This window comes from Nocardia sp. CA-135953 (assembly GCF_050955735.1).
In the GTDB taxonomy this organism is placed as follows: Bacteria; Actinomycetota; Actinomycetes; order Mycobacteriales; family Mycobacteriaceae; genus Nocardia.
The window spans coordinates 5,999,625-6,023,022 of sequence record NZ_CP192082.1; the positions used below are offsets into that span (position 1 = coordinate 5,999,625).

A 23,398-nucleotide genomic window follows, 5' to 3' on the forward strand; every position below is an offset into this window, starting at 1 on the left:
GATCATGACGCGGTTCGAGAATGTCAGTGTGGCCAAGAAGGCCAATGTGTACTTCGACGGGAAGTGCATCAGTCACAGCATCGAGCTGGCGGACGGCACCGCGAAGTCGGTGGGCGTCATCCTGCCGTCCACCCTGACGTTCAATACGGTCGAGCCGGAGATCATGGAGTTGATCGAGGGCGAGTGCAAAGTCACCCTCGCCGGCGAGACCGAGGCCGTGACCTACCGCGCCGGCGAATCGTTCTCGGTGCCGGGCAACAGTTCATTCGACATCGAAGCGCTCACGACGCTGCACTACGTCTGCCACTTCGGCTGAGCCGGTCAGACGCCGAACGCGCGCGGCACCCAGTGCATCCGCCAGCGCGGTCAGCACATCCGCGCACCCGGCATCGACGGTGAGCGCGGCGAGTTCATCGCCTCGGGTCCGGCCGCGGTTCACGATGGCGACCGGCTTGCCCTGTTTCGCCGCATGTCGCACGAACCGCAGCCCGGACATCACCGTCAACGACGATCCCGCCACCAGCAGCGCGTCCGCCGCCTCGACCATTCCGAACGCGGTGGCGACGCGCTCCTTGGGGACGTTCTCCCCGAAGTACACGATGTCCGGCTTGAGCATGCCGCCGCAGCGCGCGCAGTCCACCATCCGGAAATTCGCGGTATCGGCGACCACCGCATCGGCATCGGGCGCCACCTCCACCCCGGTGGCCGTCGCCGATGCCGCGAAACCCGGATTCGCGGCCTCCAACCGCTCGGCCAAGGTCATCCGCGAAATCAGCGCCGCACAACCGAGGCACCGCACCCGCGCATAAGTCCCGTGCAGATCGATGACCCGCCGATGACCCGCCTTCGTATGCAGCAGATCGACATTCTGCGTAATCAACCCGGTGACGACGCCGGCCCGCTCCAACTGCGCCAACGCCCGATGCGCCGCATTCGGCCATGACCCGTCCATGGCCCGCCACCCGATGTGGTTGCGCGCCCAATACCGCTGCCGAAACGCCGCATCCCCCACGAACTGCTGATACGTCATCGGAGTCCGTATCGGCGACCCCGGTCCCCGATAATCCGGAATCCCGCTGTCGGTCGACACCCCGGCCCCCGTCAGCACCGCGACCCGACGCCCCGCCAGCAGCCCGCACAACCGCTCGACAGCGGATGCGTCGAATCTGGCCATGGAATTCAGAGTAAGCGCAGGGGACGGCAGCCGGCGGAGCCGGCGGGGTGGGCAAGCACAGGGGACGGCAGCCGGCGGAGCCGGCGGGGTGGGTTAGCACAGCCGCCCGGTCGGTGACCCCGGGCGGCTGCGAACGCACTACGTCGGTCTTGATCAGGCCTGCAGGCCGAGCTCGATCTCCAGGGTGAGGGTGATCTTGTCGCCGATCACCGCGCCGCCGTCGGGCAGTGGCATATCGATGGTGATGCCGAAGTCGCGACGATTGATGACGGTCTTGGCCTCGAAACCGGCGACCGGGCCGTGACCCATGCCGGGGTTGACGCCGAGGAATTCGACATCGAGGGAGACCGGGCGAGTGGCGCCGCGGATGGTGAACTCACCGTCGACGACGAAATCCTCGCCATCTACGCGGAATCCGGTCGACTTGAAGGTGGCCACCGGGAAGTCGGCGGCGTGGAAGAAGTCGGCAGTGCGCAGGTGCGCGTCGCGCTGCTCGTTGTCGGTGGTCACCGACTCGACCAGGATCTCCGCCTCGGCCGAGGCGGTGCCGTCTTCATTGATGACCAGCTTGCCGGAGAAGTCGGCGAAGCGACCGCGGACCTTGCTGACCATCAGGTGACGCACGGTGAAGCCGAGGGTGGAGTGGGCAGGGTCGATGACCCAGGTGCCCGCGGTCAGGTCCTTGGCGGTGCTGGTCGACATTGTCGGTCTCCTCATGTGTTTGATATTTCAATTACTTGTACATCGAACGAGTATTCAGTTCTGGCATTTCAGGACCGGTGCGCCGTTGCACCGGGGCGATCAGGTCGGATCGGCGAATTCCGAGATCACAGTCACTGCGCGACCACGGTGCTGTTTTGGGCACGAGCCGCGACCAATGACGTATGAGTCGGCGCATCCGGGACATGGGCCGGACGCAGGGCCTCGAACTCCCTGCGCAGCACCGGAACTACCTCCGCACCGAGCAGATCGAGTTGCTCCAGCACCGTTTGCAACGGTAGACCGGCGTGGTCCATCAGGAACAGCTGTCGCTGATAGTCGCCGAAACTTTCCCGGAACGACATGGTCTTTTCAATGACCTGCTGTGGACTGCCGACGGTCAGCGGCGTCTGCTCGGTGAAATCCTCCAGCGACGGACCGTGACCGTAGACCGGCGCGTTGTCGAAGTAGGGCCGGAATTCGCGCACCGCGTCCTGGGAGTTCTTGCCCATGAACACTTGTCCGCCGAGGCCGACAATAGCCTGGTCGGCGGAGCCGTGGCCGTAATGCTCGAAGCGGCGCCGATACAGCTCGATCAGGCGCTGGAAATGCTCCTTGGGCCAGAAGATATTGTTCGCGAAGAAGCCGTCGCCGTAATAGGCGGCCTGCTCGGCGATTTCGGGACTGCGGATCGACCCGTGCCACACGAACGGCGGTACATCGTCCAGCGGTCGTGGCGTTGCGGTGAACGCCTGCAACGGAGTACGGAAGCGGCCTTCCCAGTCGACCACATCTTCGCGCCAAAGCCGGTGCAGCAGATGATAGTTCTCGATCGCCAGCGGGATGCCTTCGCGAATGTCCTTGCCGAACCACGGGTAGACCGGACCGGTATTGCCACGACCGAGCATCAGATCGACGCGACCGTCGGCCAGATGCTGCAGCATGGCGAAGTCCTCGGCGATCTTCACCGGATCATTGGTGGTGATGAGTGTCGTGGCCGTCGACAGCTGCAACCGCTCGGTCTGCGCCGCGATATAGCCGAGCATCGTGGTCGGCGACGACGGCACGAACGGCGGGTTGTGATGCTCGCCGGTGGCGAATACATCCAGCCCGACCTCTTCGGCCTTGCGCGCGATCGCGACCATTGCCTTGATGCGCTCGTGCTCGGTCGGGGCCCGACCCGTCGTCGGGTCGACCGTCACATCGCCCACCGTGAAGATTCCGAACTGCACCGCGCCTCCTCTCGGAAAGCCTGACGCCTATTTGGTGGATATGGCAACCAACAGGGGGGTATCGCCATCTATTCCCGAGGGGGCACTTGCGCAGCCGTGATTCCAGACCGTCCATGACGCAGAGCAGACCGAAATCGAAGGCCATCGCGCGGGCGGTCTGATAATCGGCGGGTTGCATCTTCCGGTAGTCGTCGAGCGCCGCATTCCAACTCGGATATATCGAACCAGCCAAGGAAGCGTTCACCGATGCCATGTCGACCGGCGCGTGGATCAGTGCGGGCTTCAGCATCGCTGCAGCACTACTCGGTTTGCTCTTGCTGCGGACACGGCCCGTGCCACAGGTCGACACACCGGAGGAAGTAACCGTGTCATAGCTGGCGTCGATTTTCGCTCCGAATCCGGTCGCTTCGCACCGCAGGCTCGGCTAGGCTCCCCTCGACCTCCTTGCCGCGCATACGAGTACATTGCATGGGGAGTTGCTCGAGCAGGCGAGTCGAGCCTGCACGGGGCGTTGCGAAGAGCGAATAATCTGATGACTGAACGGGATACCCGAATGAAGCTTTGCGATAGCACTGCGGCGGCGATTCTTGTCATCGGTGCCGTGACCTTGGGTGCCGGAGTTTCGCACGCCGAGCCGGTCGCCGCGCCCCCGCGGCAGGACATCACCTACTCGGTCAAGCTAGTCGACAAGACGGTGGTGGCCAGCGTGCGCAACGGCACCTTCACCCTGTCCAAGGCGTCGGAAAGCGAGCTCGCAACCGGCGGCCACGGGCGGCTCGTCGACAAGGACGGCACGCTGGTCGATAAAGACGGCAACGCCGCCGATATCGCCGACGTGGTCGATGTCGTCGATCTGGCCGACACCGATGGTCACATCGTCCTTACGCTGCCGCTGCGGTTCCGGGCCGCCGATACCGACATTCCGGTCAAGCCGGTGGTCGAAAAGGACGGCACGGTACTGGAACTGGCGCCGCAGAAGCCCGCCGGACTCGACATCGCGCAGCCACTGGCCATCAAGCCGGTCGCATCGATGGCTGAGAACAACCGTGCCCGTGATGAATTCGCCACGCAGTTCGGCCTGGCCACGGCAATCGGCGGCTTCGTCGGCACCGCAATCGGCGCGGTCGTCGGATGTGTCGCCACCATTGCCGCAGGCTGCATTCTCGGCTTGACCACCGGCGCCGCCCTCGGCGGGATCATCGGCACGATCGCCATCGGCGGACCGGTCCTGATCGCCTCCGGCGTGGATTACGTCAACACGATGATGTCTCCGGACGGCACCACCCGGTTCGCGGACAAGACGACGACCCAACCTGTGCCGGCCGCACCGAAGTAGTACCGCAGAACTGACCCCTCACCCGCAGAAGGCACCGTCTACCAGGCTGTCCATGGCGCCCTTGTAGCCGAGGCCGAACAGGGGTGGGACTTGGTTGAGGCTGACGGTTATCGCCCGGTCGGGGGTGTAACCGCCGAAGACGAAGAAGCCGTCCATGGCGCCGCCGTGGCTCCAGATATCGATTCCGCAGGCGTTGGTGCGGTGGTACAGGCCGAGGCCGACATCGTCGGGGAGGGCTGGGTCGCCGCCGTGGATGGTGCGCTGCATTTCGGCGAGTTCGGTTGGGCGAAGCAGTTTTCCGGAGAGAAGGGCAGTGAAGAAGCGGTTCAGGTCGGCGTCGGTGGAGACGAGCGCGCCATCGGCCAGGCCCCAGCCCGGGTCGATATCGGTGATGTCGACCTGGGTGCCGTTGAAGATCTGATATGCGCGCGGGTGTGGACCGCGAATCACGTTCTCCTGCGGGAATGCGGGCCAATAGGTGTCTTGGAGATCCAGCGGGATCAGGATCCGGGAGGTTACCTCGACGCCCAGCGGCCGTCCCGTGACCTGCTCGATCAGCTTTCCGACCAGCAGGTAATTGGTATTGGAGTAGCCGAAACGCGAGCCGGGCGCGAACAGCGCGGGCATATCCAAACCGAGTCGGATCAGCTGATCCGCCGTTTGGTACCGCTGCAACGACTCGACCGACCCCCAGTCCAATCGAAGGAGATAATCCGGGATACCGCTGGTGTGCTGCAACAGATTTCGGACGGTGATCAGATTCCCGTCGCCGCCGGGGCCGCGCACAACACCGGGCAGATAATGCTCGATCGGAGCGTCCAGCTCGACTCGCCCCTCCCCCACCAACTGCAGCACGACGGTCGCCACGAATGTCTTGGTATTGCTGGCGATCCGAACCTGCGCGTCATCCGGGAACGGAGCGCCCGTCGCGAGATCGCCGACGCCGCTATTGATCTGAGTCGCGTCGCCGTCGGCGGTCACGACCAGTTGCCCACCTGGAACGAAAGTCGAACGGACCAGGTCATCCAGCCTGGCTTGCAGCACCTGGGGGTGCACCGCGGCCGGTTGGGCCGAGGACGCCGCGAGATGCGGCAGCGAAATCATCAGTGCGGCAACCAAAGCCGTCGCTACATTGAACCACCGCATCCATCCTCCTTCGTCGCGACCCGCTCGGCCGCACGTCGTTGGTCGGAATGTCTTGTCGGATCAGCCGTTATAGGACACATGCGGTGTCCAGTCGTCGAGTGGGCGAACGGCGGCGGCGTGCAATGCCGCGGCGACCCGCTCCCGAGTGAACGCACCCTCGCCGAGCACACCATTGATCTGCACCGCGACAGCGCGGAAACCGTCGGGCGCCATGGTGGTGTCCAGACTGGTGACGAGATTGCGCACCGCCGCCTTCTGCACACCGAGCGATGCCGCCTCATGCCACGGCTTATCCGCCGCCGCACTCCCCGTGACGAGCACGCGCGCACCGGGTGCGAAGAACGGCCGTGCCGCCTGCACCGCGGGCAGCAGCGCCGCGGCGCCGATCGTGAAGTCCTCGATCAACTCCGCGACCGTCAACCGCAGCGGGTCCGCCTGCCGGAAGATGCTCGGGTTGAAATGCAGCACGTCGATGCGCCCGTGCCGCTCGCCCACCTCGGTCACAACTCGACTGACATCGTCGGGATCGGCCAGGTCCACACCGACACCTTCGGCATCGAAACCTTCGCCCAGCAATTCCTTCGCCAACGGCTCGGCCTCCGCGCCGAGCCGGCACGCCAGCACCACTACATACTCGTCGCGCCCGAAAAGACGACCGACCGACAGCCCGACGCCGGGACCGGCACCGAGGACGAGCAACACGGGAGCAGCCATGTATACGAGACTAGATCGTCAATCTGTGCAGATCACAATGTCCGATTCTTGCCTGCCTCGAGCGGCGTCGGTAACACTGGGAAGGTTGAGCAGGCGCTTTCGAGTGACCTGCAAGCAGTCACTAGCGGGTGCAACTAGTCGTCAGCGGGTATGACCCGGACATGCGCTGTGTCGTGACCCGAGACGAAAGCTGAGGCGGCGAGAATGACCCGGGACCTAGGCCGCCGCCATGGATGACGACACCGTCGAGCTTCCCAAAATCACCGAGACTCGCCCCGCCGGGAACCGGCGAGCAGCGCACCGACGAGCGGAACCGAAACCCCATCGCGCGCGCAAAGCGGCAAAGATCGCAATGCGCGTCCTGACATCGATCGCCGCTCTCGCCGTTGTGTCCGGCACCGGATTCGCCTGGTCCGCCAAGAACGAATTCGACAACGGCTTCACCCACACCGACGCGATCGGCAAGGACGCACCGCGCTCACTCGGCGGCGATCTGAATATCCTGCTGATCGGCCTGGATACCCGCAAGGACCTCGACGGCAACGACTTGCCGAAGGCGATCCTGGAGCAGTTGCACGCCGGCGACGGCGACAACGGCGGCTACAACGCGAATTCGCTGATCCTGCTGCATATTCCCGCGGATATGCACAAGATCGTCGCGTTCTCCATTCCGCGCGACGACTATGTCGCGGTCTCCGACATTCCGGGCTACGACCACGCCAAGATCAAGGAGGCCTACGGGCTGAAGAAGGCCGCCACCGAAACCAAGCTGGAAAACTCGGGCATGAAGGACAAGGTGTCCCTGGAACGCGCGGGCCGCGAGGCGGGACGGGCATCGATCGTGCAGACCGTGCGCAATCTGGTCGGCGTCCCCATCGACCGCTTCGCCGAAATCTCGCTCGTCGGCTTCTACGATCTGGCCGATAAGCTCGGCGGCGTCGATGTCTGCCTCAACCACGCGGTCAACGACAGCTACTACTCCGGCGCCGTCTTTCCCGCGGGGCCGCAGCATCTCGATGCCGCCAATGCGCTGTCCTTCGTGCGGCAACGCCACGGATTGGAGAACGGCGACCTCGACCGCACCCACCGCCAGCAGGCCTTCCTCACCTCGGTCGCCAAATCGCTGAAGGACGCAGGCACGCTGACCAACTTCAGCAAGCTCTCCGGACTCATGGATGTGGCGCACCGCGATGTCGTGCTGTCCGACGGCTGGAACCTGCTCGACTTCGCCCGCGACCTCGGTTCGGCGGGCTCGATCTCGGTCGAATTCCGGACGCTGCCGGTGCTGCGGTACGACAATATCGACGGTCAGGACGTCAATATCGTCGATCCGGCGGCCATCAAGAAGGAAGTGCGCGCCGCCTTCGGCATCGAAACCACGCCGACCACCTCGACGCGCACCCCGACCAGCATTGTCGATGTCCGCAATGCGAGCGGATACACCGGCCGGGCCGCCCAACTCTCCACCGCTCTCACCAAGCGCGGCTATCCGGCGGGCACGCTGGACAACGGCACCACCCGCGCCACCTCCACCATCACCTACGGCACCGGCGCCGAGACCGATGCCGCGCAGCTGGGCGACATCCTCGGCGTCGCCGCGGCCGTATCGCCGAATGTCGAGCCCGGCCACATCAGCGTGGTCGTCGGCGCCGATTTCACCATGCCCACCGAACTCGTGCCGACCACCAGCGCGTCCGCGACCACCACCTCCGTCACACCCGCACCCGATGCGGGCAAGCCAGTCGCGACCACGATCGGCAGCAGCGTGCCCTGCGTCAACTGAGCCGGATGTTCGCGCAGGTCACACCCGCAGCGGCGAACCACGCCCGAAATGGCCGGTAAACTACGGCACGAGCCAGTACGTCGTAGGTGCGCCGCAGGGAACGCACGGCGAAACACAGGAGAGTCATGTCGAGTCGCCGCTTCCGGTGGAGAGCAGCTGCGGGTTTTGCATTGGTGATGATGTCGCTCGTCGCCGGATGTTCATCGAAGTCGGAAGCGCCGACCACCCAGGCCGGACCGCCGCCGCCCCCGATAGTCATCACGCCGGGCGGTGGCAACAACATCGATCCGCTCGCGCCGGTCGTGGTGACCGCGAACGACGGCATGCTGACCTCGGTGAAACTCACCAATGAGGCGGGCCGTCCGATCGAAGGCATCTACACCCCGGACAAGACGGCGTGGAAGCCCGTCGATCCGCTCGGCTACGGGCACACCTACACGATCAGCGCCGAAAGCCTCACCATCACCGGCCGCGTCGGGCCGACCACCTCGACCTTCAGCACGCTGGCGCCGAACAACCAGACCAAGGTCTATATGACCACCACCGGCGGCACACCGCTGACCGACGGCGGCACCTTCGGTGTCGGCACCGTCGTGGTCGCGCATTTCGACGAGGACGTCCCGGATAAGGCCGTTGCCGAGAAGCGGCTCTCGGTGACGACCAACCCGCCGGTCGAGGGTTCCTGGTACTGGCTGGACAAGCGCAATGCGCACTGGCGGCCGCAGCAGTACTTCGCACCGGGCACCAAGGTGACCGCCGCGGCCAACATCTACGGCGCGGATCTCGGCGGTGGGCTCTACGGCCAGGAGGACACCAAGACCACCTTCACCATCGGCCCGTCGCACGTCTCCATCGCCGATGACAACACCAAACAGGTACAGGTCTTCGAGAACGGCAATCTGATCCGCACTATGCCCACCTCGATGGGTAGAGGTGGCAGCGAGGTCATCGCGGGTAAGACGCTGAGCTTCTGGACTCAGCCGGGCATCTACACCGTGATGGACAAGGGCAATCCGGTCATCATGGACTCCTCCACCTACGGCCTGCCGGTCAATTCCCGGCTCGGCTACAAGGAGGCCATCGGCTGGGCCACCCGCATCAGCACCGACGGCATCTATCTGCACCAGCTCGATTCCACGGTCTGGGCGCAGGGCAGCCAGAACCTCTCGCACGGCTGTCTGAACCTGAGCCTCGCGAATGCCCAGTGGTTCTACAATTTTGCGATTCCGGGCGATGTGGTCGAGGTCCGCAATACCGGCGGCGCACCGCTCGAGGTCTGGCAGAACGGGGACTGGGGCGTGCCCTGGGACGAGTGGGTCCAGGGCAGCGCGCTGCACTGAGTCTTTGTCACCTGGAAAGAATTTCCGGGCGAAAGTTCCACGTGTGGCAGAATCGTCGGCATTATGACCGTCTTGACCAGCGCTTCTCCGGACCGATTGCCCCGAGGGCCGCATCGCTTGTCCCGGGACGAAGTCGTGACGTCACAGCGCGAGCGGCTATATATCGCCGCATTGGAGGCGGTCGGCGAACTCGGTTACGGCCCGACCACGATCACCGATATCGTCGGCCGGGCCCGGGTGGCCCGGCGCACGTTCTACGGGCTGTTCGAGAGCAAAGAGGAATGCTTCACCGCCGCTTTCGATTTCGCGGTCGACGTCATCACCCGCGAACTCGACCGGGTGGTCACGGAATCGGGTGCGGACACCTTCGTCGAGCTGGTGCGCACGACGCTGGAAACGTATCTGGAGTTCCTGGCCGCGGAGCCGGCCGCCGCACGCGCGCTGCATATCGAAACCCTCGCCGCCGGACCGGGACTCATCGCCCGCCGGGCCCGCACGCACCGCATGTTCGGCTATCGGATGGTGGCCGCGGCGCGAATCGGTGTGCGCGCGGGCGAAGTTCGCGCCGAACCCGATCCCGGGCTGATCGATGTGCTGCTCGGCGGCATCGACGATCGAGTCAGGGCCACCCTGATCGAATCCGGGCCGCAGGAGCTACCGGCCTTGGCGCCCACACTGACTCGCGCCGCACTGGTCTTGCTCGGCTCCGGCCCGGCCTGATTCACCAGCCCGGCTCGCCGTCGACCGGAATGTTCACCCAGCTCGGCTGATTCGGGTCCAGCTCGATGTGCTGCGGCTTCAACCCACTCTCATTGAGCAAGGGGCGCAACGGAAGACTGCTCGGAAAATTTCCGGCGAAGATGTCGACGCGCAGTCGGTGCCCCGGTTGCAGCACGCCGTCGGTGGCGAACATGCCGATATCGATGACCGTCGGCTGACCGGGCACGATCGGTTCGCGGGTGTCCAGGGTCAGATAGGGGTACGGGTCGGTGTAGTCGCCATTGGCGGAGCGGGTGGCCTTGCTCTCGTCGACAGCGCGCAGGGATGCGGTGCGCTGGCCGTGTGTCCACTGGGTCGAACGTCCGTCCGGGGCAACGTCGTTCAGTGTCACGGTCCAGTAGCCGTCGGTGGCGTCCAGGACGGTATCGAGGTGTATCGCGATCGGTCCGGAGATTTGCGTCGGTACGGCGACCGGCGCGCTGGTGAAGGTCAGGCCATTGGTCTCGGCGATCCGCGAATCCTTTGTGCAGATATCCGGGAGCGGCAGGATGCCCGCTGTCCCCTGTGCACCGTCGCGTGAGCAGAGCGTGGTCAAGCCGGGTCCGATCGAAACCCGTGCGGGTCCACCCGGCTCCCCGGTGAGGCTGCCGTCGTAGGCGCTGCCGGGCGCGGTGCCCGAGGCGGCCGCGTTCAAATACATACGGCGGTAATCCATATCGGGCCGCGGGAAGGCCGAGGTGTGGGTCCAGCCGCCGCCCTGCTGCCACAGGGTGACCTGGTCGTAGTCATCGATGCCGTTGTCGATGCCCTTGAGCCACTTGTCGAACCAGGCGCGCTGCAATACATCCAGGGCCGCCGGTCCGTCGGCGTCACCCATGCCCGAGCCGGTGGTGATGTGATAGTTGTTGTCCATCACCAGCTTCTTCTGGCTGTCGGGCACATTGATCGCGTTGTAGACCCGCGGCGAGGAGTAGGCGAAGATGTCCTGCCAGCCGCCGTAGACGAAGGTCGGCACATCGATGCGATCGGGATGTCCGATCCAGGCGGTGCGCAACGGGCTTTGATCGTCGAGTACCGAATGCATTTCGGGCGGAATCTGATCCACGCTCTGGGTGCCTAGCGCCATGATGATGATATTGAAGAAGGTGAACGGGTCACGGACCCGATCCGCCAGCCAGGTCCAGTCGAACTTGCCCGCCAGCATGGACACCACGTCGGGAATCAATTTCGTACCGTCGACGGCGAGCAGCCATTCCGGGATGAACCCGATGCCGAGTGCGCCACCGGGTGCGGCCACGTCACGGATCAGATCGCTGCCCGGCACGATCGGGAAGATCGCCTGCAGGGCAGCGGGTCTGCGCTCCGCGGTCTGCAACTGGTTGATGGCCGAATAGGAGATGCCGCTCATGCCGATCTTGCCGTTGGACCAAGGCTGCGCCGCGGCCCAGTCGACGACCTCGACGCCGTCCTGCTGCTCGCGATCGCCGAACACCTGCCAGATGCCCTCGGAGAAGCCGGTGCCGCGCACGTCGACGACCACCTGGGTGTAGCCGCTCTGCACCAGTTTGCGATCCACCGCGAAGGTGCGCGCGGTGCCGCCCGCCAATGCCTGGGCCAGATCGCTGATCCCGCTCAGGCCGTAGGCCGAGAGATCGAAGCCGTGCAGCGCCTGCATCAGCGGCTCGGCCAGGCCGGGGATGGCCAGCACGGAATCGGCGATATTCGCCACCAGCTTGGTGTAGGGCGTGAGGTTCACGATGGTCGGCGTCGGCTCGACGATCGGCCGGCCCGAGGCGTCGGCCGGGTGGTACACATTCGCCTTCAGCACCGTGCCGTCACTCATGGTGATCGGGATGTCCCAGTCGATGTAGACGTTCGGATACTGTTGCGGCCCCGCATGAGTCGCGGTCAATTGCGCATCGAGGCCGAGCGTGGCCTGGGTCGGCGCGGCGACCACGGCTCCGGCAAACACGGTGAAGGTGGCAATCGCAGCAGCCACTGCCTTAATCGGACGTCGACGTCGGATCATGCTTGCCAAACCCTCCCGGCAATGAGGAACTACCCCGTTCCCATCAACGAGTGGGTACAGTAACGTGCATCACCGTTGGTGCGCAACCATGACTCACTACAACGCTCTGTGCAGCGCAACTTATGCTGCGGGCCGCAGTTAAGTTGCCAAGCATTCTCCCAATTGGGCTGCGCGGCAGGCGGACCGACATCAGACCAGGACGCTGATACTTCGCGCTGGCCCGCACGTGGCTCAGACGCTAGCAAGCCATAGCCGTTCGTGGCCTTGACGTCTTTGATCACACGGCTCGACTCCATCGGCTATCGAGCGGGCTACGGAAACGCGAAACGACCCCCAATCGTTCATGCTGAGGGTCGTTTCGGCTATGTCCGAGGCCCGCTACGGTCGATCGAACTCGCCATCGTGAACGCCAGCCGTGAAGGCATCCCATTCACTGGGTGTGAATACCAGCGCCGGACCGGCCGGGTCCTTGGAGTCCCGCACGCCGACCATGCCCCCGCCGAGGTGTGCAACCTCAACGCAGTCCTGCGAGCCGCTGCTGCGCGTGCTCTTGAACCACCGTGCCCCCGACAGATCAACGTTCACCGGGTCAACTCCTCTGCAATCTCCAGAATCAGGCGGCGCGAATCGGCTTCGTTCAGTGCCACACGCTGTAGCCGAGTGTATGCGTCTCGGTACTGCTGCACTTCGTCAGGCTTCTCCAGATACAGCGCGCCCGTATACCCCTGAACGTAGATCACCGGCGGTTCGGTCAAATGCGCTGTCGGATGCTTCGGGAACTCCAACAACACAAAAGTACCTACCAACAAACCGGGGTGTGTGCCAGCGGCGGCCGGAACGACACGAACCGACACGTTCTTCAAACGCCCGACATCGGCGATGTGTCGAAGCTGTGCCGCCATAATCTCGGGGCTGCCTATAGGTCGCCGTAGCGGCAACTCATCCAAGATCACATCAAGTTGAAGCGGATTTGAGTCATCAGTCAGTCGGTCCTGCCGACGCGCCGCGAGTTCGATTCGGCGTTCAACTTCCGCAGTGTCCATCTGGGGGAACTCGGCCCAAATAACCTCGCGTCGATAGTCCGGGATCTGCAACAACCCTGGCACAAGAGCCGCCTGATACGTCGTCAACCGAACCGCCGCCTGTTCGAGTCCCACGAACAGGTCGAAATGCTTGGGGATCGCGTCGCCGTATGCATGCCACCACCCCTTACCCTGCGCCTCCTCCGTGAGCCCGAGCAAGATTTCCGTCTTCTCCAGCGTCGCGCCGTAGACCTGACACAACCGCTCTATGTCGATCAGCCGCAATCTGAACGACTGCCCGGTTTCCATCCGCCAAATCGTCTGTTTGCCAACGGAGATCGCCTTCTTCGCGACATCCATGGTGATGCCCGCGTTCTCGCGCAAGTCGTGCAATTCTCGTCCGAGTAAGCGCCTCGGAAGCGTCGAACCGGTAGCCATCTGCCTTGCCCCTCCTGAATTCCGGTCTTGTTTGGAACCAGACTGACAGCATCGCTGGAACTTTGAAGGTTTTCATTGGAAAGTTCCTGTTGATAGCTCGCAGATGGGCATGTTCGGTGATGTCCTGGATGTGCGCCCGAAAGGAAGACCCGAACGGTTGACCCGTCATCGCAACCGCTTCCGTCCGAGGATCTTCAGGAGTTTTCAGGCCGGGCGCACCTGAACCATCACCGTCCGAGGGGGTCTCAGTGTTGAACCCAGAACTGCCGCATCGCGTTTCGTTCATCGGCCCGCCCGCCGTCGCCTCTCTCGCTCTGCCTGATCTCGATATCGAGCTTCCCACCGACATCACTGTCGCTGATCTCGAACGATTCCAGGCCGCCTTGCTTGCATGGGAGCCGACCGACCGACGCACCTTCGAGGGATAAGCCTGTGGAGCACATAGCTTTTGGCGACACACCCGTATCACGCTGTGTCTACTACCGGCAGGTGTGCGACCTCCCCGCGAACGTCGACCCGCCTCAGATCGGTCGAATCGTGATGAAGGTCGAACATGTGGGAGCGCTGACCATGCCCGCCCATCTCGGTCGGTCCGTGAAAATCCACATGCAGCGGCGCGGGTCGGACCTCGGCCCGGTTTCGTCTCATCCACGCGAGAACCGATGGACCTTCCTCATCAGGCCTAATATCCCCGATGACGATCGGCTGTTCGCCGAGATGTTCCGCCTCGATGTCCAGGTCGTGCGAACCGGCGGTACTGTCGCGCTGCCATCGCCAGCCGAGCAGGGCACGGGGTTTCGGCGTTGGATCGAACCGCCGCGCTGCGCTTTCCGGCCGTCCGGGCTTGTGGTGGTCGATGCGATCCGGGCGTGCTCGGGCCAGTATCGCCCGGTGAAGCGGTGGGCGGCTCATGCCGGAATGTGATTGCGGGCCATGGATCACGTTGTCCATGTGCGGGATCGGGACATTCGACCCTGAAACCAGCGAATTGCGGTCGGTCAGGTGTCCGGATCGGCTGTGCACGGGCCTGGTCCCACTCGTCGACGGACTGATCGCCGACCATGACGGCATTCTGCCCTCAGCTTTGCGGTGTCCGTGGATCGGCGTACGGGTGGTGGATGACACGCCCGACTTCTATGCACGCATTTCGGCACAGGTGTAGCGGCCATGAACGCAAACCCTATGCCTGCCAAAGCAATTGGTGTTCTCTCACTTGAGGTGAGCGGCCCGCACCTGTTGCGGGATGAGCGACTGATCACCGAGCTGGCGCAGCGACGTGGCTACACCCTCGCTGGGCTTGTGACCCTCGGCGATGACACGTTCATGCCGACCGCGCTGATTGTGGGGACAGCACGCAGCACGAAAGCCGTGGCAGTCATCGCCCCGAGCATGGCCCATTTCAACAGCCGGGTACGCGCTATCGCTGTGGCGTGTGACCTGGTGACGCCGCACAGGTTCGTGGCCTGCACGAGCCCCGATCGACCACAGGACCGGCCCCATGAATGAGGTTGCGCGGCCACGACAGGCGGAGTTAGCCCCGAGCGTACGAAAACTGCTCGCGGTCTTCCATGAAGAGACTCATTTCAAGCTCGACCTCGCCCCCAACAACAGCGCTCCGATCTACCAGCGCGCGGACGGCTCGGTGATGCTGGTTGACGAGGACGGATGGGTCTGCGACTCGGATGCCGAGCTGGACAAGGCCGACGCGATCACGATTCACCCGACCAGTGTTCGCAATACGGAGAGATTATGAGCTTGCAAGTCCCTGTCCCGCACGACCTTTCACCACGTCCGGACGATCCAGACGTCCACCTGAGCGTGTTCCTCCACGGTGCACGATTCGACTTCACCGCATGCCTCACCGCCGCGCTGAACTTCATACAAGAGCACCAGGCACGGCACTACGCCGAAGCCGTCACGGTTGACCTCGGCGACAGCAGCCGATACCCGCGCCTGCCGTGCGAGCGGCTTTACCTGTCGGCGTGAGATGAGACACTGGTCTGCGGATCGCGAACGCAACAGCGAACGGGAGGCATCGGCGTGGGGAACAATGAACAATTGGGTCTGGACTTTGAAGTCGAACAGACCGAGTGGGGTAAATGGGTCGACCCGGACCGGCGCGCGGCACAGGCCCACAAGTTCATGGACTATGCCGGGCTGAAGGGCATTCCATCGAAGCCTTGGCCGGAAGCCTCGCCGGAAGTGAAGCGGCTCGACACCGTTGTCGCGGAACTGTTCCCGAATATGGCTACGGCAATGGCAACTGAAAACGCCGACATGGCTGATGCGTTCATATGCTTCGTCGGTGAGTGCTATGTCAAGTTCGCGCGGGCACAGTGGTTCGATTTCCAACGGGGTGGCCGTGAGCGTTCCTTCTACGACCATGTGAATCCGGCGCTTCGATGGTGGTTCGACGACGACGATAAAGACAACGAAGAAATGTTTACCGCATGGAGCCTCATGGATGTCATCACCTTGGCTTCCAAATTTGAAGAAGGTTTCTCGTCGGTCGCCTCTGAACTCCGCGACAGCTATGCCCGTCACGCACGGAACATCACCATATGACGCCTGCTTAGCAGCGTCTTTTATCTAATCAATCCTGCATTCGACATTTGGCGGAGCTATGCCCGGCGACGGCTACGACAAAGACCGCGACGACATAGACAATAATACGCGCGGGCGTGTCTGGGAAAACGGCACGGACAGATTTTCGTGACAGCGAGAACGGCTATGTGCCACCGACGCGTGAACAGGAATTATCGATTCCTGACAACGAGTCTCGAAGATACGACAAACAACGTGGCGATCCTCGCGCGGGGCCTGTGCGGGCCATCGAGGACAAGTCGGGGGAGATCAGTAGTCGTAAGGATCTCAGCCAGTTGAAACGCGACTACGAGTTGATTCGGGATGGCAAGGTCGAGCATCTGTTGTTGCGGTCGGTGGAGGGGGAGAAAATATCGGCGATTGCGCACCGGTTGATCAAGGATTTGCAGCGCGATTTCCCAAACAAATTCACGCACCAGATCATCACGCGAGAGGAGGCCCGCGAGATCTGGGCGCGCGGATTGGAAAAAGAAACGGCTCCGCAACTCGAATTGCCTGGCGTCGGTGAGCAAGCACGGCTGCAAAAGCAACGCCAACGGGAAGCGCGGTCACGCGAGCAAGCTACCAAAGAGAAAGAGGGCCAACAGCGAGAGCAGGGGGAGGAATCGCCCAAGAGGGCGGTTGAGCGAGAACCTGCAGACGCCCGCGCCCGAGAAATCGACCACGACGAGACGAAACCAGCCACCGTCGCCAGAGAAAGCACGGACCCCACGACGAAGGCAAGGGAGGTCCGCCAACGCGAGGAAGCGCAAACGCGGGAGACGATCGACAGCCTCGGCTCGTTCCTCAGCGATGCACAGAAAGATCAAATACTGGCCGCGCGGAGGCAAGAGCGAGACAACGAACGCGACGCCGTAGCCCTCGAGATGAAACCCGCACGTGGCGAAGAACCCTCGACACCACCACCACCCGCACCGCAGCGGACGCCGAAGCAGGAACGAGAAGACGCCTTGGCACGAGCTGGACAGGAACGCGAGAATGCCCGAGTGGCAGCGAGAGAGGCGGGGCTGTCACCAGAGATCATGGGCATTCTGGGGCTCAACAGCAACGACCCGCCCAAGATGATTGACGCCGACGCGGCGCGGACACACGCCGAAGCGGAAAGGGACCGGGCGATACACCAGAAGCGCGAACGCGAACGCTCGGAGCGCGAGCGTGATGCCCGACACCGGAGTGAATAGAGAACCCCAAGCGTTCATGCCGAGGGTCGTTTCTGCTATGCCCGAGGCCCGCTACGCATCAGACCAGGGCGATATCCAATCGTTGGCAGCGCGGGACGAACACGTCTACGGTGAGCGAAGAAGGTGAGGACAAGTGGAAGGCGGAGCTTCCCCGCTCAATTCGGCACTGATGTCAGGCGACCCCGACCGGCAGGTCGATGCATTGATCGAATTGATCAAGCTCGGTGATGGTAGGGCCGTTGCCGACATCTTGCCACTCGTCGAGTCGGAGGATGTAGCTGTTCGGAGTGAAGCGGCGCGCGCAATCGGATATCTGGGTGTAACGCAGGTCCCCATTGTCGGACCAGTACTATTGCGGATGCTGTCGGATACGGACGAGATGGTTCGCAACGAAGCAGCCGAAGCGCTCTGCAACGTTCGGTATGACCCTGCGGTCGATATCCTCGTAAACCTGCTGCGCGCGGATCCGTCGTGGCTGGTTCGCGCTTCCGTCGCCGAGGCGTTGGGGAGCTACCCTGGGCATGGGACCGCCACTCTGATCGAGTGCGTGCGCGATCTCGACGAGTATGGGGCGGTGCGGAGGTACGCGATCGACTCTCTAGGCCGTACCGGAGACCTCACGCGTAGTGAATTATCGGCGCTAGCAGAGGAATTCGGCCACGACGAGGAAATCGGACCGCAAGTTCGAATCGTCGCCTATCGTGTGGGCGATCAATCACAGCTAGCGGAGATCAGCCGCGAGGCGGCTCATATGGATCAAGAGGACTCGGCGCGCTTACTCAACGACATCGAATATCTGCTACGCCCCCCTGTGCCACCAACATTGTCGGAGGACTCCGCGCACATCAAATCCATCCTCGATGTGGTCGCGATGCGCTGGCCGCTGTCCTCGCGGCATGTAAAGCAGATCACCGATATGCTGCCGACATGATCGGCGGCAGTGCTAGGACCGTCCCGCGGCGGCCGTAGACATCTCAGTGAGATGTGAGCCCGAAACGGTGTCGATAGCCTGAGCGCCCGACGTGCCGTGAATTCGTATTCGGTCCGAGTTGGGGATTCGGCTACCCGGCTACTGGCTGCGGCGGAACTCACCATTGCGCCGAGAGCTAATTCGCGCGACGGCGACATCGCGAATGTGCGACGTGCTGAAACCGTCGGGGTTACGAGGCGTTTGTCAGGGCCGTCCGGTATCCCAGTCCTGCGGTCGGATGCGACGCCGGTCGAGTCGGACGCTGAACGTTCCGCCCGGCCAGGTCAAGGTGTTGGTGCCGCCCTCATCGATGAAGTAGCTGGTGCATCCGCCGGTCGACCACACCCGGGTGCCGAGCAGTTTCCGTGCGCGCGTGACCCATTCGCGCTCGGCCTCCTCGGACGGGCTGTAGCGGCGAATACCCTTGGCCCGCATGTGTTCGATCGTCTTGGCGATCAGCTTCGTGGTGGGTTCGATGGCGAGGAACTGCGAGGTGTGCGGCAGTGCGGTATTCGGTCCGGTGACCGCGAACAGATTCGGCAGCCCCGCGAAGGCGATGCCGCGATACGCGCGAAAACCATCGCGCTGGAACTTCTTTCGCGTCGAGGTCGCCGCAGCGCGGAACTCCGGGAAGTGTGCGATGGAATCCTGGACGTGGAATCCGGTGGCCCACACGATCGCATCGACCTCGTGCAACGCCCCGTCGGCGGTGCGGAGGCCGGTGGCGGTGATCTCGGTGATCTTCTCGGTGCTCAGCCGCACATTCGGGCGGGTGAACGAGCGGTAGTACTCATCGGAGACCATCGGTCGCTTGCAGCCGAATGCGTAGTCGGGTGTGAGTTTGCGCCGCAGCTCGGGATCGGGCACCTGCTCGGCAAGCACCTTGCGGACGACCCATTCATAGACCGAAACCAGCCGCGGATGAAACACCGCGTAATGCATGGCCTCCAGGAACAGGAAGACGAATCCCCTTGCTGCCAGCCTGACCGGCGGAACGTGGCGCAGAATCTTGCGCATCGTCGGCGGAATCGGCCGGTCCAGTCGCGGAATCACCCAGGCCGGAGTGCGCTGGAACGAGATGAGCTCACCAGCCGACTTCGCCAGCGCAGGCACGATCTGCACCGCGCTCGCCCCGGCCCCGACCACCGCGACCCGCTTGCCCGCCGGTTCGAACGACGGATTCCACTTGCTCGAATGCATCTGCGGCCCAGCGAAATCGGCGCGACCGGGGATATCCGGAATAGCCTCAGCGTGTAGCGAGAAGTAGCCCATGACGACAGCGCGCGCCCGGACCAGTCTGCCGTCGCTCAGCCGCAGCACCCACTGTTCGGCCTCGTCGTCGAAATCGGCCTCGGCCACGTCACTGTTCAGCCGCACATGCCTTCGCAGATCGAAGGTGTCGACGACCTGCTCGGTGTAGGCGCGCAATTCGGGCTGAGTCGCGTACACGCGGGTCCAATCCGCATTCGGCGCAAAGGAATACGAGTACAGCACAGATGGCACGTCAACCGCGCAGCCGGGATAGACATTGTCGCGCCAAGTGCCGCCGACGGCATCGGCACGTTCCAGGATGACGAAGTTGTCATTGCCGAGGCGCCGCAGATTCACCGCGACGCCGAGACCGCTGAAGCCCGAGCCGATAATCGCCACGTCGTAATTCGACACCGAGGTCATCCAGCGGCGAGCTGTGTGTGGTCCGGCAGGAGCAGTTCGGTGAGCTCATCGAGCGCGGCATCCATGGCCCCGGTGAGATACGACATCGGCGGCAGCTTGTCCTGGACACCGAGCACGCCGAAGTGCAGCCCGCCCGAGTACCCGATGCAGGTGAAGTTCAGCGAATTGCCGTGCATGAGCAGCGAGATCGGATAGATCGTCTCGAGCCGAGCACCGTTCCAGTACAGCGGGTTTCGCGGTCCCGGCACATTGGAGACACCCATCGGATGGGAGGATGCGGTGTTGGTGAAGCCGAAGCTGAGCCCGAGGATCCACGGCAGGGTGACCGCGAGCCCGTAGCCGATGACCTCGTTCGGGGCCATCTCACCCATATGCTGCTTGGCGGCGCGGATGTAGTACTTGACCGCGCTCAACCGGTCGCGCGGATCGGCGATGTCGGTGGCCAGCGCGGTGAACATCATGCCCGCTCGAGTGCCGGCGCGAGCATCGTCCTCCTCGCGCAGATCGGTGGGCACGCCCGCGGTCAACGACTCTTCGGGCAACGTGGCGTGATCGGTCAGGTAGCCGCGCAGCGCCGTGCTGACGAGGTACAGCACGATGTCGTTGATCGTGCAGTCACCCGCCTTCGCCAACCGCTTGAACAGCGCGAGGTCGTAGCGACGCCTGGACAGATCGCGCGCGCCGGTGATGGTGCCGTCGAGAATCGTCTCCGGCTGCTGATATGCCTTCTGCGCCACTGTCTTATCGCCGCGTGCACGCCGGAAGGCATCGCGGGCGGCGGATCCGACACCGCGAAACAAGGCCAGCACGCCGGTCAATGCGGCGAGCATGGCGCGGAAGGGATTCGCCGTACCAGCCTCCGCCGACTCGGCGGCCGGGCGCACCGTGAACAGGTCCGGCACATCGCGGGCGGCGGCATCCTCGGTGAACGTATCGGTGAACAACCGCATGGCCGATGCGCCGTCGAGCAGGCTGTGGTGCACCTCGAGCAGGAGCGCGAAACGATCCTGCGCCAGCCCCTCGATGACATGCAATTCCCATGGCGGACGGCGCATATCGAGCTGCTTCTGATGGATCGACGATACGAGTTCGGTCAGCTGGTCCTGGCTGCCCGGCTCCGGCAGCGTCCACTCTCGGATGTGCTCGCTCAGGTCGATATCGTCGACCTCACGCACCATGGCCGCGACACCCGGCGGCGGGAACTTCAGCGGGCGGAAGTTCCACGGTTGCGGCAGGCTCGCCGGTGCGTCCAGTCCGGCCCGCCACTTTCGCAGGAACTGGGCGGCCCCGCCCTCGGGTGCGGTGAATTCGAGCAGGAAGGCGATATGCATCGGCATATCGGCGGATTCGAGCGACAGCCAGACACCGTCGGTCGCGGTCAATCGATGCAACGACATCTACATCCTCAGAGTGTGCTCGGCGAATGGGGTCAGGCGGGCCGTCGGATCAGGTCGAGATCGAGATCGATGGGGATGACGGCGAAGTGGAAGCGATCCTTCGGCGACTGCGCACCCGCGGGCAGACGCACCTCGAAGTTCCGGCAGACCATGCCGGTCACGTTCTTGATCTCCAGCATCGCCAACCCCCGTCCCGGACAGAACCGCGGACCGGCCCCGAACGGCGTGGAGACCTCGGGTCGATGCGTGCCGTGCTCGGTGCGCAGCCAGCGGTCCGGGTCGAAGCGCAGTGCGTCCTCGAAGTTCTTCTCCTGCAGGCTCGCATGCTGCACATTGACGATCACCCAAGTCCCCGCCGGGATGTGCACACCGTCGATCGTCGCGTCGACGGCGGCCTCCAGTCCGACGATCGGCGTCGTCGGCCGCAGCCGCATCGATTCGGCGACAACGGCTTCCAGATACGGCTGCCGGTCCAGCGCCGAGGGGATCTCGGCGACCTCCTCGCGAATCCGTTCCTGCACAGCCGGATTGCCCGCGAGGTGGTAGAGCAGCCAGGCCATGGCATTGCTGGTGGTGTCCTGACCGGCGATCAGAATGGTCAGCGCCTCGGCGAACAGTTGGTCATCGGTGAAGGAGGTGCTGCCGTCTTGCGCCAGCAGGAAGGCCTCGATGAAATTCGTCGGCGCCGCAGGCAGATTCGCACGGGCCCGACTGATGACACCGGTGAGATCGGTGCGCAGCGCGGCCAGCGCGCGCTCGAGCGCTCGGTCGTCCGGGAGTTTGACGTAACGCCAGTACGGAAGCGGGCTGTTGATCCGGCGGTTGATGAGCGGGAAGATCAGTTCCAGGTGCCGCTGGATGATGTCGCCGGACTGTTCGATGGTGTTGATGTCGTAGTCGAAGGTCAGTTTGGCGGTGACGTCCACCGTGTAGCGGGTCAGGTCGGCACGAATGTCCTTGGGCGACTGCCGTTCCCAGCGCTGTTGCAATCGTCCGGTGATCGTCTCCAGGGTGGGATGGAAGCTGCGCAGATGCGAGGCATTGAAGGCGGGCATGGCCAGCTTGCGACGCAGCCGCCACGCCTCACCCTCCAGCGAGAACAGTCCGTTGGAACCCATCTCGTCCATGACCGATTCGATCGCCGACTGCCGCCGGAACCCGCCGGGCCGGTCCCGGAAGATCTCGCGGTTCAGATCGGGATCACTCACGACCACGATGTGCCGCCCCGGCATTTTCAACTGGTAGAGCGGGCCGTACTCATCGCACCACTCGTCGAACTGCCGGTGCAGCAACGAGGGTCGCATCTGCGGGAGATTCCCCAGCAACGGCCACCGACTCGGCCCAGGGAGGTCATCCACGGTCTTGGCGGGTGAGATCGAGACGGACAAAGCTGAGGCCTAACGTCCAAAGGAACTGGTGGAGCCTCGGCGGGCGAGAAAGGAACGAGAATCTTGTCTCGAAGCACGAAGAAAGGTCCGCCGAGTTTGTTCATGAATGCGACCAGGGTCGACGAATAACGACGGCCTCCCCGCAGTCGAAACATTTCGGCCAGACCTTTTGGACAGCCTGCTGCCATTAATGCCGAGGCGGGCGATGACTCAGCGCGAACAATGGCGACCGTAGCCAGCGCGAGCGGGCGGTGTCAACCCCGACGATTCGTCATCGCGGACTTTCCGCAGGTAGAGACGAAGTAGTGAGGAATGCAACAGTACCCTACCTCAGGGCATGAATCTGAAACAAGACCTGGTCGCTGAAACGTTCTGACGAAATGCGCTATCCCCCAAGGTCGCCCGAGGTCGTCACATGTGGCCGACCCCGGAGCGACCAGAAATGCGAGCGGGAAACCGAAAGTTATTCGGGATTTGCGAACCACCGCTAGACTCTGCCCATACCGGTCGGATGTCCAGGTCGATCCCGCCTGCGCGAGTTACTCCTGGGA

Annotated in this window: 24 protein-coding genes; 12 read left to right on the top strand and 12 right to left on the bottom strand. The window is 63.6% G+C overall.

Annotated features, from left to right (window positions below):
• Positions 1-4: 4 nt before the first annotated feature.
• Positions 5-316, top strand: coding sequence for a pyrimidine/purine nucleoside phosphorylase (locus ACQPXH_RS27465; RefSeq protein WP_433599362.1), 312 nt, complete (start codon positions 5-7; stop codon positions 314-316).
• On the opposite strand, the gene ACQPXH_RS27470 is transcribed toward ACQPXH_RS27465, so the two are convergent.
• The 3 genes from ACQPXH_RS27470 to ACQPXH_RS27480 form a co-directional block, all read right to left on the bottom strand.
• Positions 263-1,174, bottom strand: coding sequence for an NAD-dependent protein deacetylase (locus ACQPXH_RS27470; protein ID WP_433599363.1), 912 nt, complete (start codon positions 1,172-1,174; stop codon positions 263-265). The genes ACQPXH_RS27465 and ACQPXH_RS27470 overlap by 54 nt on opposite strands.
• Before the next feature lie 153 nt (positions 1,175-1,327).
• Positions 1,328-1,876 (bottom strand): YceI family protein, encoded by a 549-nt coding sequence (locus ACQPXH_RS27475; RefSeq protein WP_433599364.1) that lies wholly within the window; start codon positions 1,874-1,876, stop codon positions 1,328-1,330.
• 131 nt (positions 1,877-2,007) lie between these two features.
• Entirely contained in the window at positions 2,008-3,105 is a 1,098-nt protein-coding gene (locus ACQPXH_RS27480) for an LLM class flavin-dependent oxidoreductase (RefSeq protein WP_433599365.1), read from the bottom strand.
• Between the two features lie 532 nt (positions 3,106-3,637).
• Here ACQPXH_RS27480 and ACQPXH_RS27485 point away from each other — a divergent pair.
• Positions 3,638-4,441, top strand: coding sequence for a hypothetical protein (locus ACQPXH_RS27485; RefSeq protein WP_433599366.1), 804 nt, complete (start codon positions 3,638-3,640; stop codon positions 4,439-4,441).
• A gap of 18 nt (positions 4,442-4,459) precedes the next feature.
• On the opposite strand, the gene ACQPXH_RS27490 is transcribed toward ACQPXH_RS27485, so the two are convergent.
• Both ACQPXH_RS27490 and ACQPXH_RS27495 read right to left on the bottom strand, forming a co-directional pair.
• Positions 4,460-5,587: a serine hydrolase domain-containing protein gene (locus ACQPXH_RS27490; RefSeq protein WP_433599367.1), complete on the bottom strand. Its 1,128-nt coding sequence runs from the start codon at positions 5,585-5,587 to the stop codon at positions 4,460-4,462.
• Positions 5,588-5,647: 60 nt separating this feature from the next.
• Positions 5,648-6,301: an SDR family NAD(P)-dependent oxidoreductase gene (locus ACQPXH_RS27495; RefSeq protein ID WP_433599368.1), complete on the bottom strand. Its 654-nt coding sequence runs from the start codon at positions 6,299-6,301 to the stop codon at positions 5,648-5,650.
• Positions 6,302-6,530: 229 nt separating this feature from the next.
• Between ACQPXH_RS27495 and ACQPXH_RS27500 the strand changes: the two genes are divergently transcribed.
• The 3 genes from ACQPXH_RS27500 (at position 6,531) to ACQPXH_RS27510 (ending at position 10,144) form a co-directional block, all read left to right on the top strand.
• Entirely contained in the window at positions 6,531-8,084 is a 1,554-nt protein-coding gene (locus ACQPXH_RS27500; protein ID WP_433599369.1) for an LCP family protein, read from the top strand.
• 125 nt (positions 8,085-8,209) lie between these two features.
• Positions 8,210-9,424, top strand: a complete 1,215-nt coding sequence (locus tag ACQPXH_RS27505) for a L,D-transpeptidase (RefSeq protein ID WP_433599370.1) — start codon at positions 8,210-8,212, stop codon at positions 9,422-9,424.
• A gap of 135 nt (positions 9,425-9,559) precedes the next feature.
• The gene (locus tag ACQPXH_RS27510) at positions 9,560-10,144 is read left to right on the top strand and encodes a TetR/AcrR family transcriptional regulator (protein WP_433599371.1); all 585 of its coding nucleotides are present in this window, start codon (positions 9,560-9,562) and stop codon (positions 10,142-10,144) included.
• A 1-nt stretch (position 10,145) separates the two neighbouring features.
• Here the strand turns inward: ACQPXH_RS27510 and ACQPXH_RS27515 are convergent, their stop codons facing one another.
• From ACQPXH_RS27515 to ACQPXH_RS27525, 3 genes are all read right to left on the bottom strand, one after another.
• Positions 10,146-12,173, bottom strand: a complete 2,028-nt coding sequence (locus tag ACQPXH_RS27515; protein ID WP_433599372.1) for a CocE/NonD family hydrolase — start codon at positions 12,171-12,173, stop codon at positions 10,146-10,148.
• 378 nt (positions 12,174-12,551) lie between these two features.
• A complete protein-coding gene (locus tag ACQPXH_RS27520; protein WP_433599373.1) occupies positions 12,552-12,758 on the bottom strand; it encodes a DUF397 domain-containing protein in 207 nt (68 codons plus the stop codon).
• Entirely contained in the window at positions 12,755-13,633 is an 879-nt protein-coding gene (locus tag ACQPXH_RS27525; RefSeq protein WP_433599374.1) for a helix-turn-helix domain-containing protein, read from the bottom strand. Before ACQPXH_RS27525 ends, ACQPXH_RS27520 begins: the two co-directional genes overlap by 4 nt.
• Before the next feature lie 248 nt (positions 13,634-13,881).
• Between ACQPXH_RS27525 and ACQPXH_RS27530 the strand changes: the two genes are divergently transcribed.
• Positions 13,882-14,061, top strand: a complete 180-nt coding sequence (locus ACQPXH_RS27530) for a hypothetical protein (protein WP_433599375.1) — start codon at positions 13,882-13,884, stop codon at positions 14,059-14,061.
• 37 nt (positions 14,062-14,098) lie between these two features.
• Here the strand turns inward: ACQPXH_RS27530 and ACQPXH_RS27535 are convergent, their stop codons facing one another.
• A complete protein-coding gene (locus ACQPXH_RS27535) occupies positions 14,099-14,584 on the bottom strand; it encodes a hypothetical protein (RefSeq protein ID WP_433599376.1) in 486 nt (161 codons plus the stop codon).
• 216 nt (positions 14,585-14,800) lie between these two features.
• On the opposite strand from ACQPXH_RS27535, the gene ACQPXH_RS27540 reads away from it, so the two are divergent.
• From ACQPXH_RS27540 to ACQPXH_RS27565, 6 genes are all read left to right on the top strand, one after another.
• A complete protein-coding gene (locus tag ACQPXH_RS27540) occupies positions 14,801-15,139 on the top strand; it encodes a hypothetical protein (RefSeq protein ID WP_433599377.1) in 339 nt (112 codons plus the stop codon).
• On the top strand, positions 15,132-15,386 hold the full coding sequence (locus tag ACQPXH_RS27545; protein ID WP_433599378.1) for a hypothetical protein: 255 nt from the start codon (positions 15,132-15,134) through the stop codon (positions 15,384-15,386). Before ACQPXH_RS27540 ends, ACQPXH_RS27545 begins: the two co-directional genes overlap by 8 nt.
• A complete protein-coding gene (locus tag ACQPXH_RS27550) occupies positions 15,383-15,619 on the top strand; it encodes a hypothetical protein (RefSeq protein ID WP_433599379.1) in 237 nt (78 codons plus the stop codon). The genes ACQPXH_RS27545 and ACQPXH_RS27550 overlap by 4 nt, the downstream gene beginning before the upstream one ends.
• Positions 15,620-15,673: 54 nt before the next feature.
• On the top strand, positions 15,674-16,198 hold the full coding sequence (locus ACQPXH_RS27555) for a hypothetical protein (protein WP_433599380.1): 525 nt from the start codon (positions 15,674-15,676) through the stop codon (positions 16,196-16,198).
• Positions 16,199-16,314: 116 nt separating this feature from the next.
• Complete coding sequence (locus tag ACQPXH_RS27560) at positions 16,315-17,418, top strand: hypothetical protein (RefSeq protein ID WP_433599381.1); 1,104 nt, start codon at positions 16,315-16,317, stop codon at positions 17,416-17,418.
• Positions 17,419-17,551: 133 nt separating this feature from the next.
• Complete coding sequence (locus ACQPXH_RS27565; RefSeq protein WP_433599382.1) at positions 17,552-18,349, top strand: HEAT repeat domain-containing protein; 798 nt, start codon at positions 17,552-17,554, stop codon at positions 18,347-18,349.
• Positions 18,350-18,592: 243 nt separating this feature from the next.
• On the opposite strand, the gene ACQPXH_RS27570 is transcribed toward ACQPXH_RS27565, so the two are convergent.
• Genes ACQPXH_RS27570 through ACQPXH_RS27580 form a run of 3 tightly spaced genes read right to left on the bottom strand, consistent with a single transcriptional unit; the run spans position 18,593 to position 22,817 of the window.
• Positions 18,593-20,053 carry a flavin-containing monooxygenase gene (locus tag ACQPXH_RS27570; protein ID WP_433599383.1) on the bottom strand — a complete coding sequence of 487 codons (1,461 nt, stop codon included), beginning with the start codon at positions 20,051-20,053 and terminating at the stop codon, positions 18,593-18,595.
• 5 nt (positions 20,054-20,058) lie between these two features.
• Positions 20,059-21,459 carry a wax ester/triacylglycerol synthase family O-acyltransferase gene (locus tag ACQPXH_RS27575; protein WP_433599384.1) on the bottom strand — a complete coding sequence of 467 codons (1,401 nt, stop codon included), beginning with the start codon at positions 21,457-21,459 and terminating at the stop codon, positions 20,059-20,061.
• A 32-nt stretch (positions 21,460-21,491) separates the two neighbouring features.
• Positions 21,492-22,817 carry a cytochrome P450 gene (locus tag ACQPXH_RS27580; protein ID WP_433603598.1) on the bottom strand — a complete coding sequence of 442 codons (1,326 nt, stop codon included), beginning with the start codon at positions 22,815-22,817 and terminating at the stop codon, positions 21,492-21,494.
• Positions 22,818-23,398 lie beyond the last annotated feature (581 nt).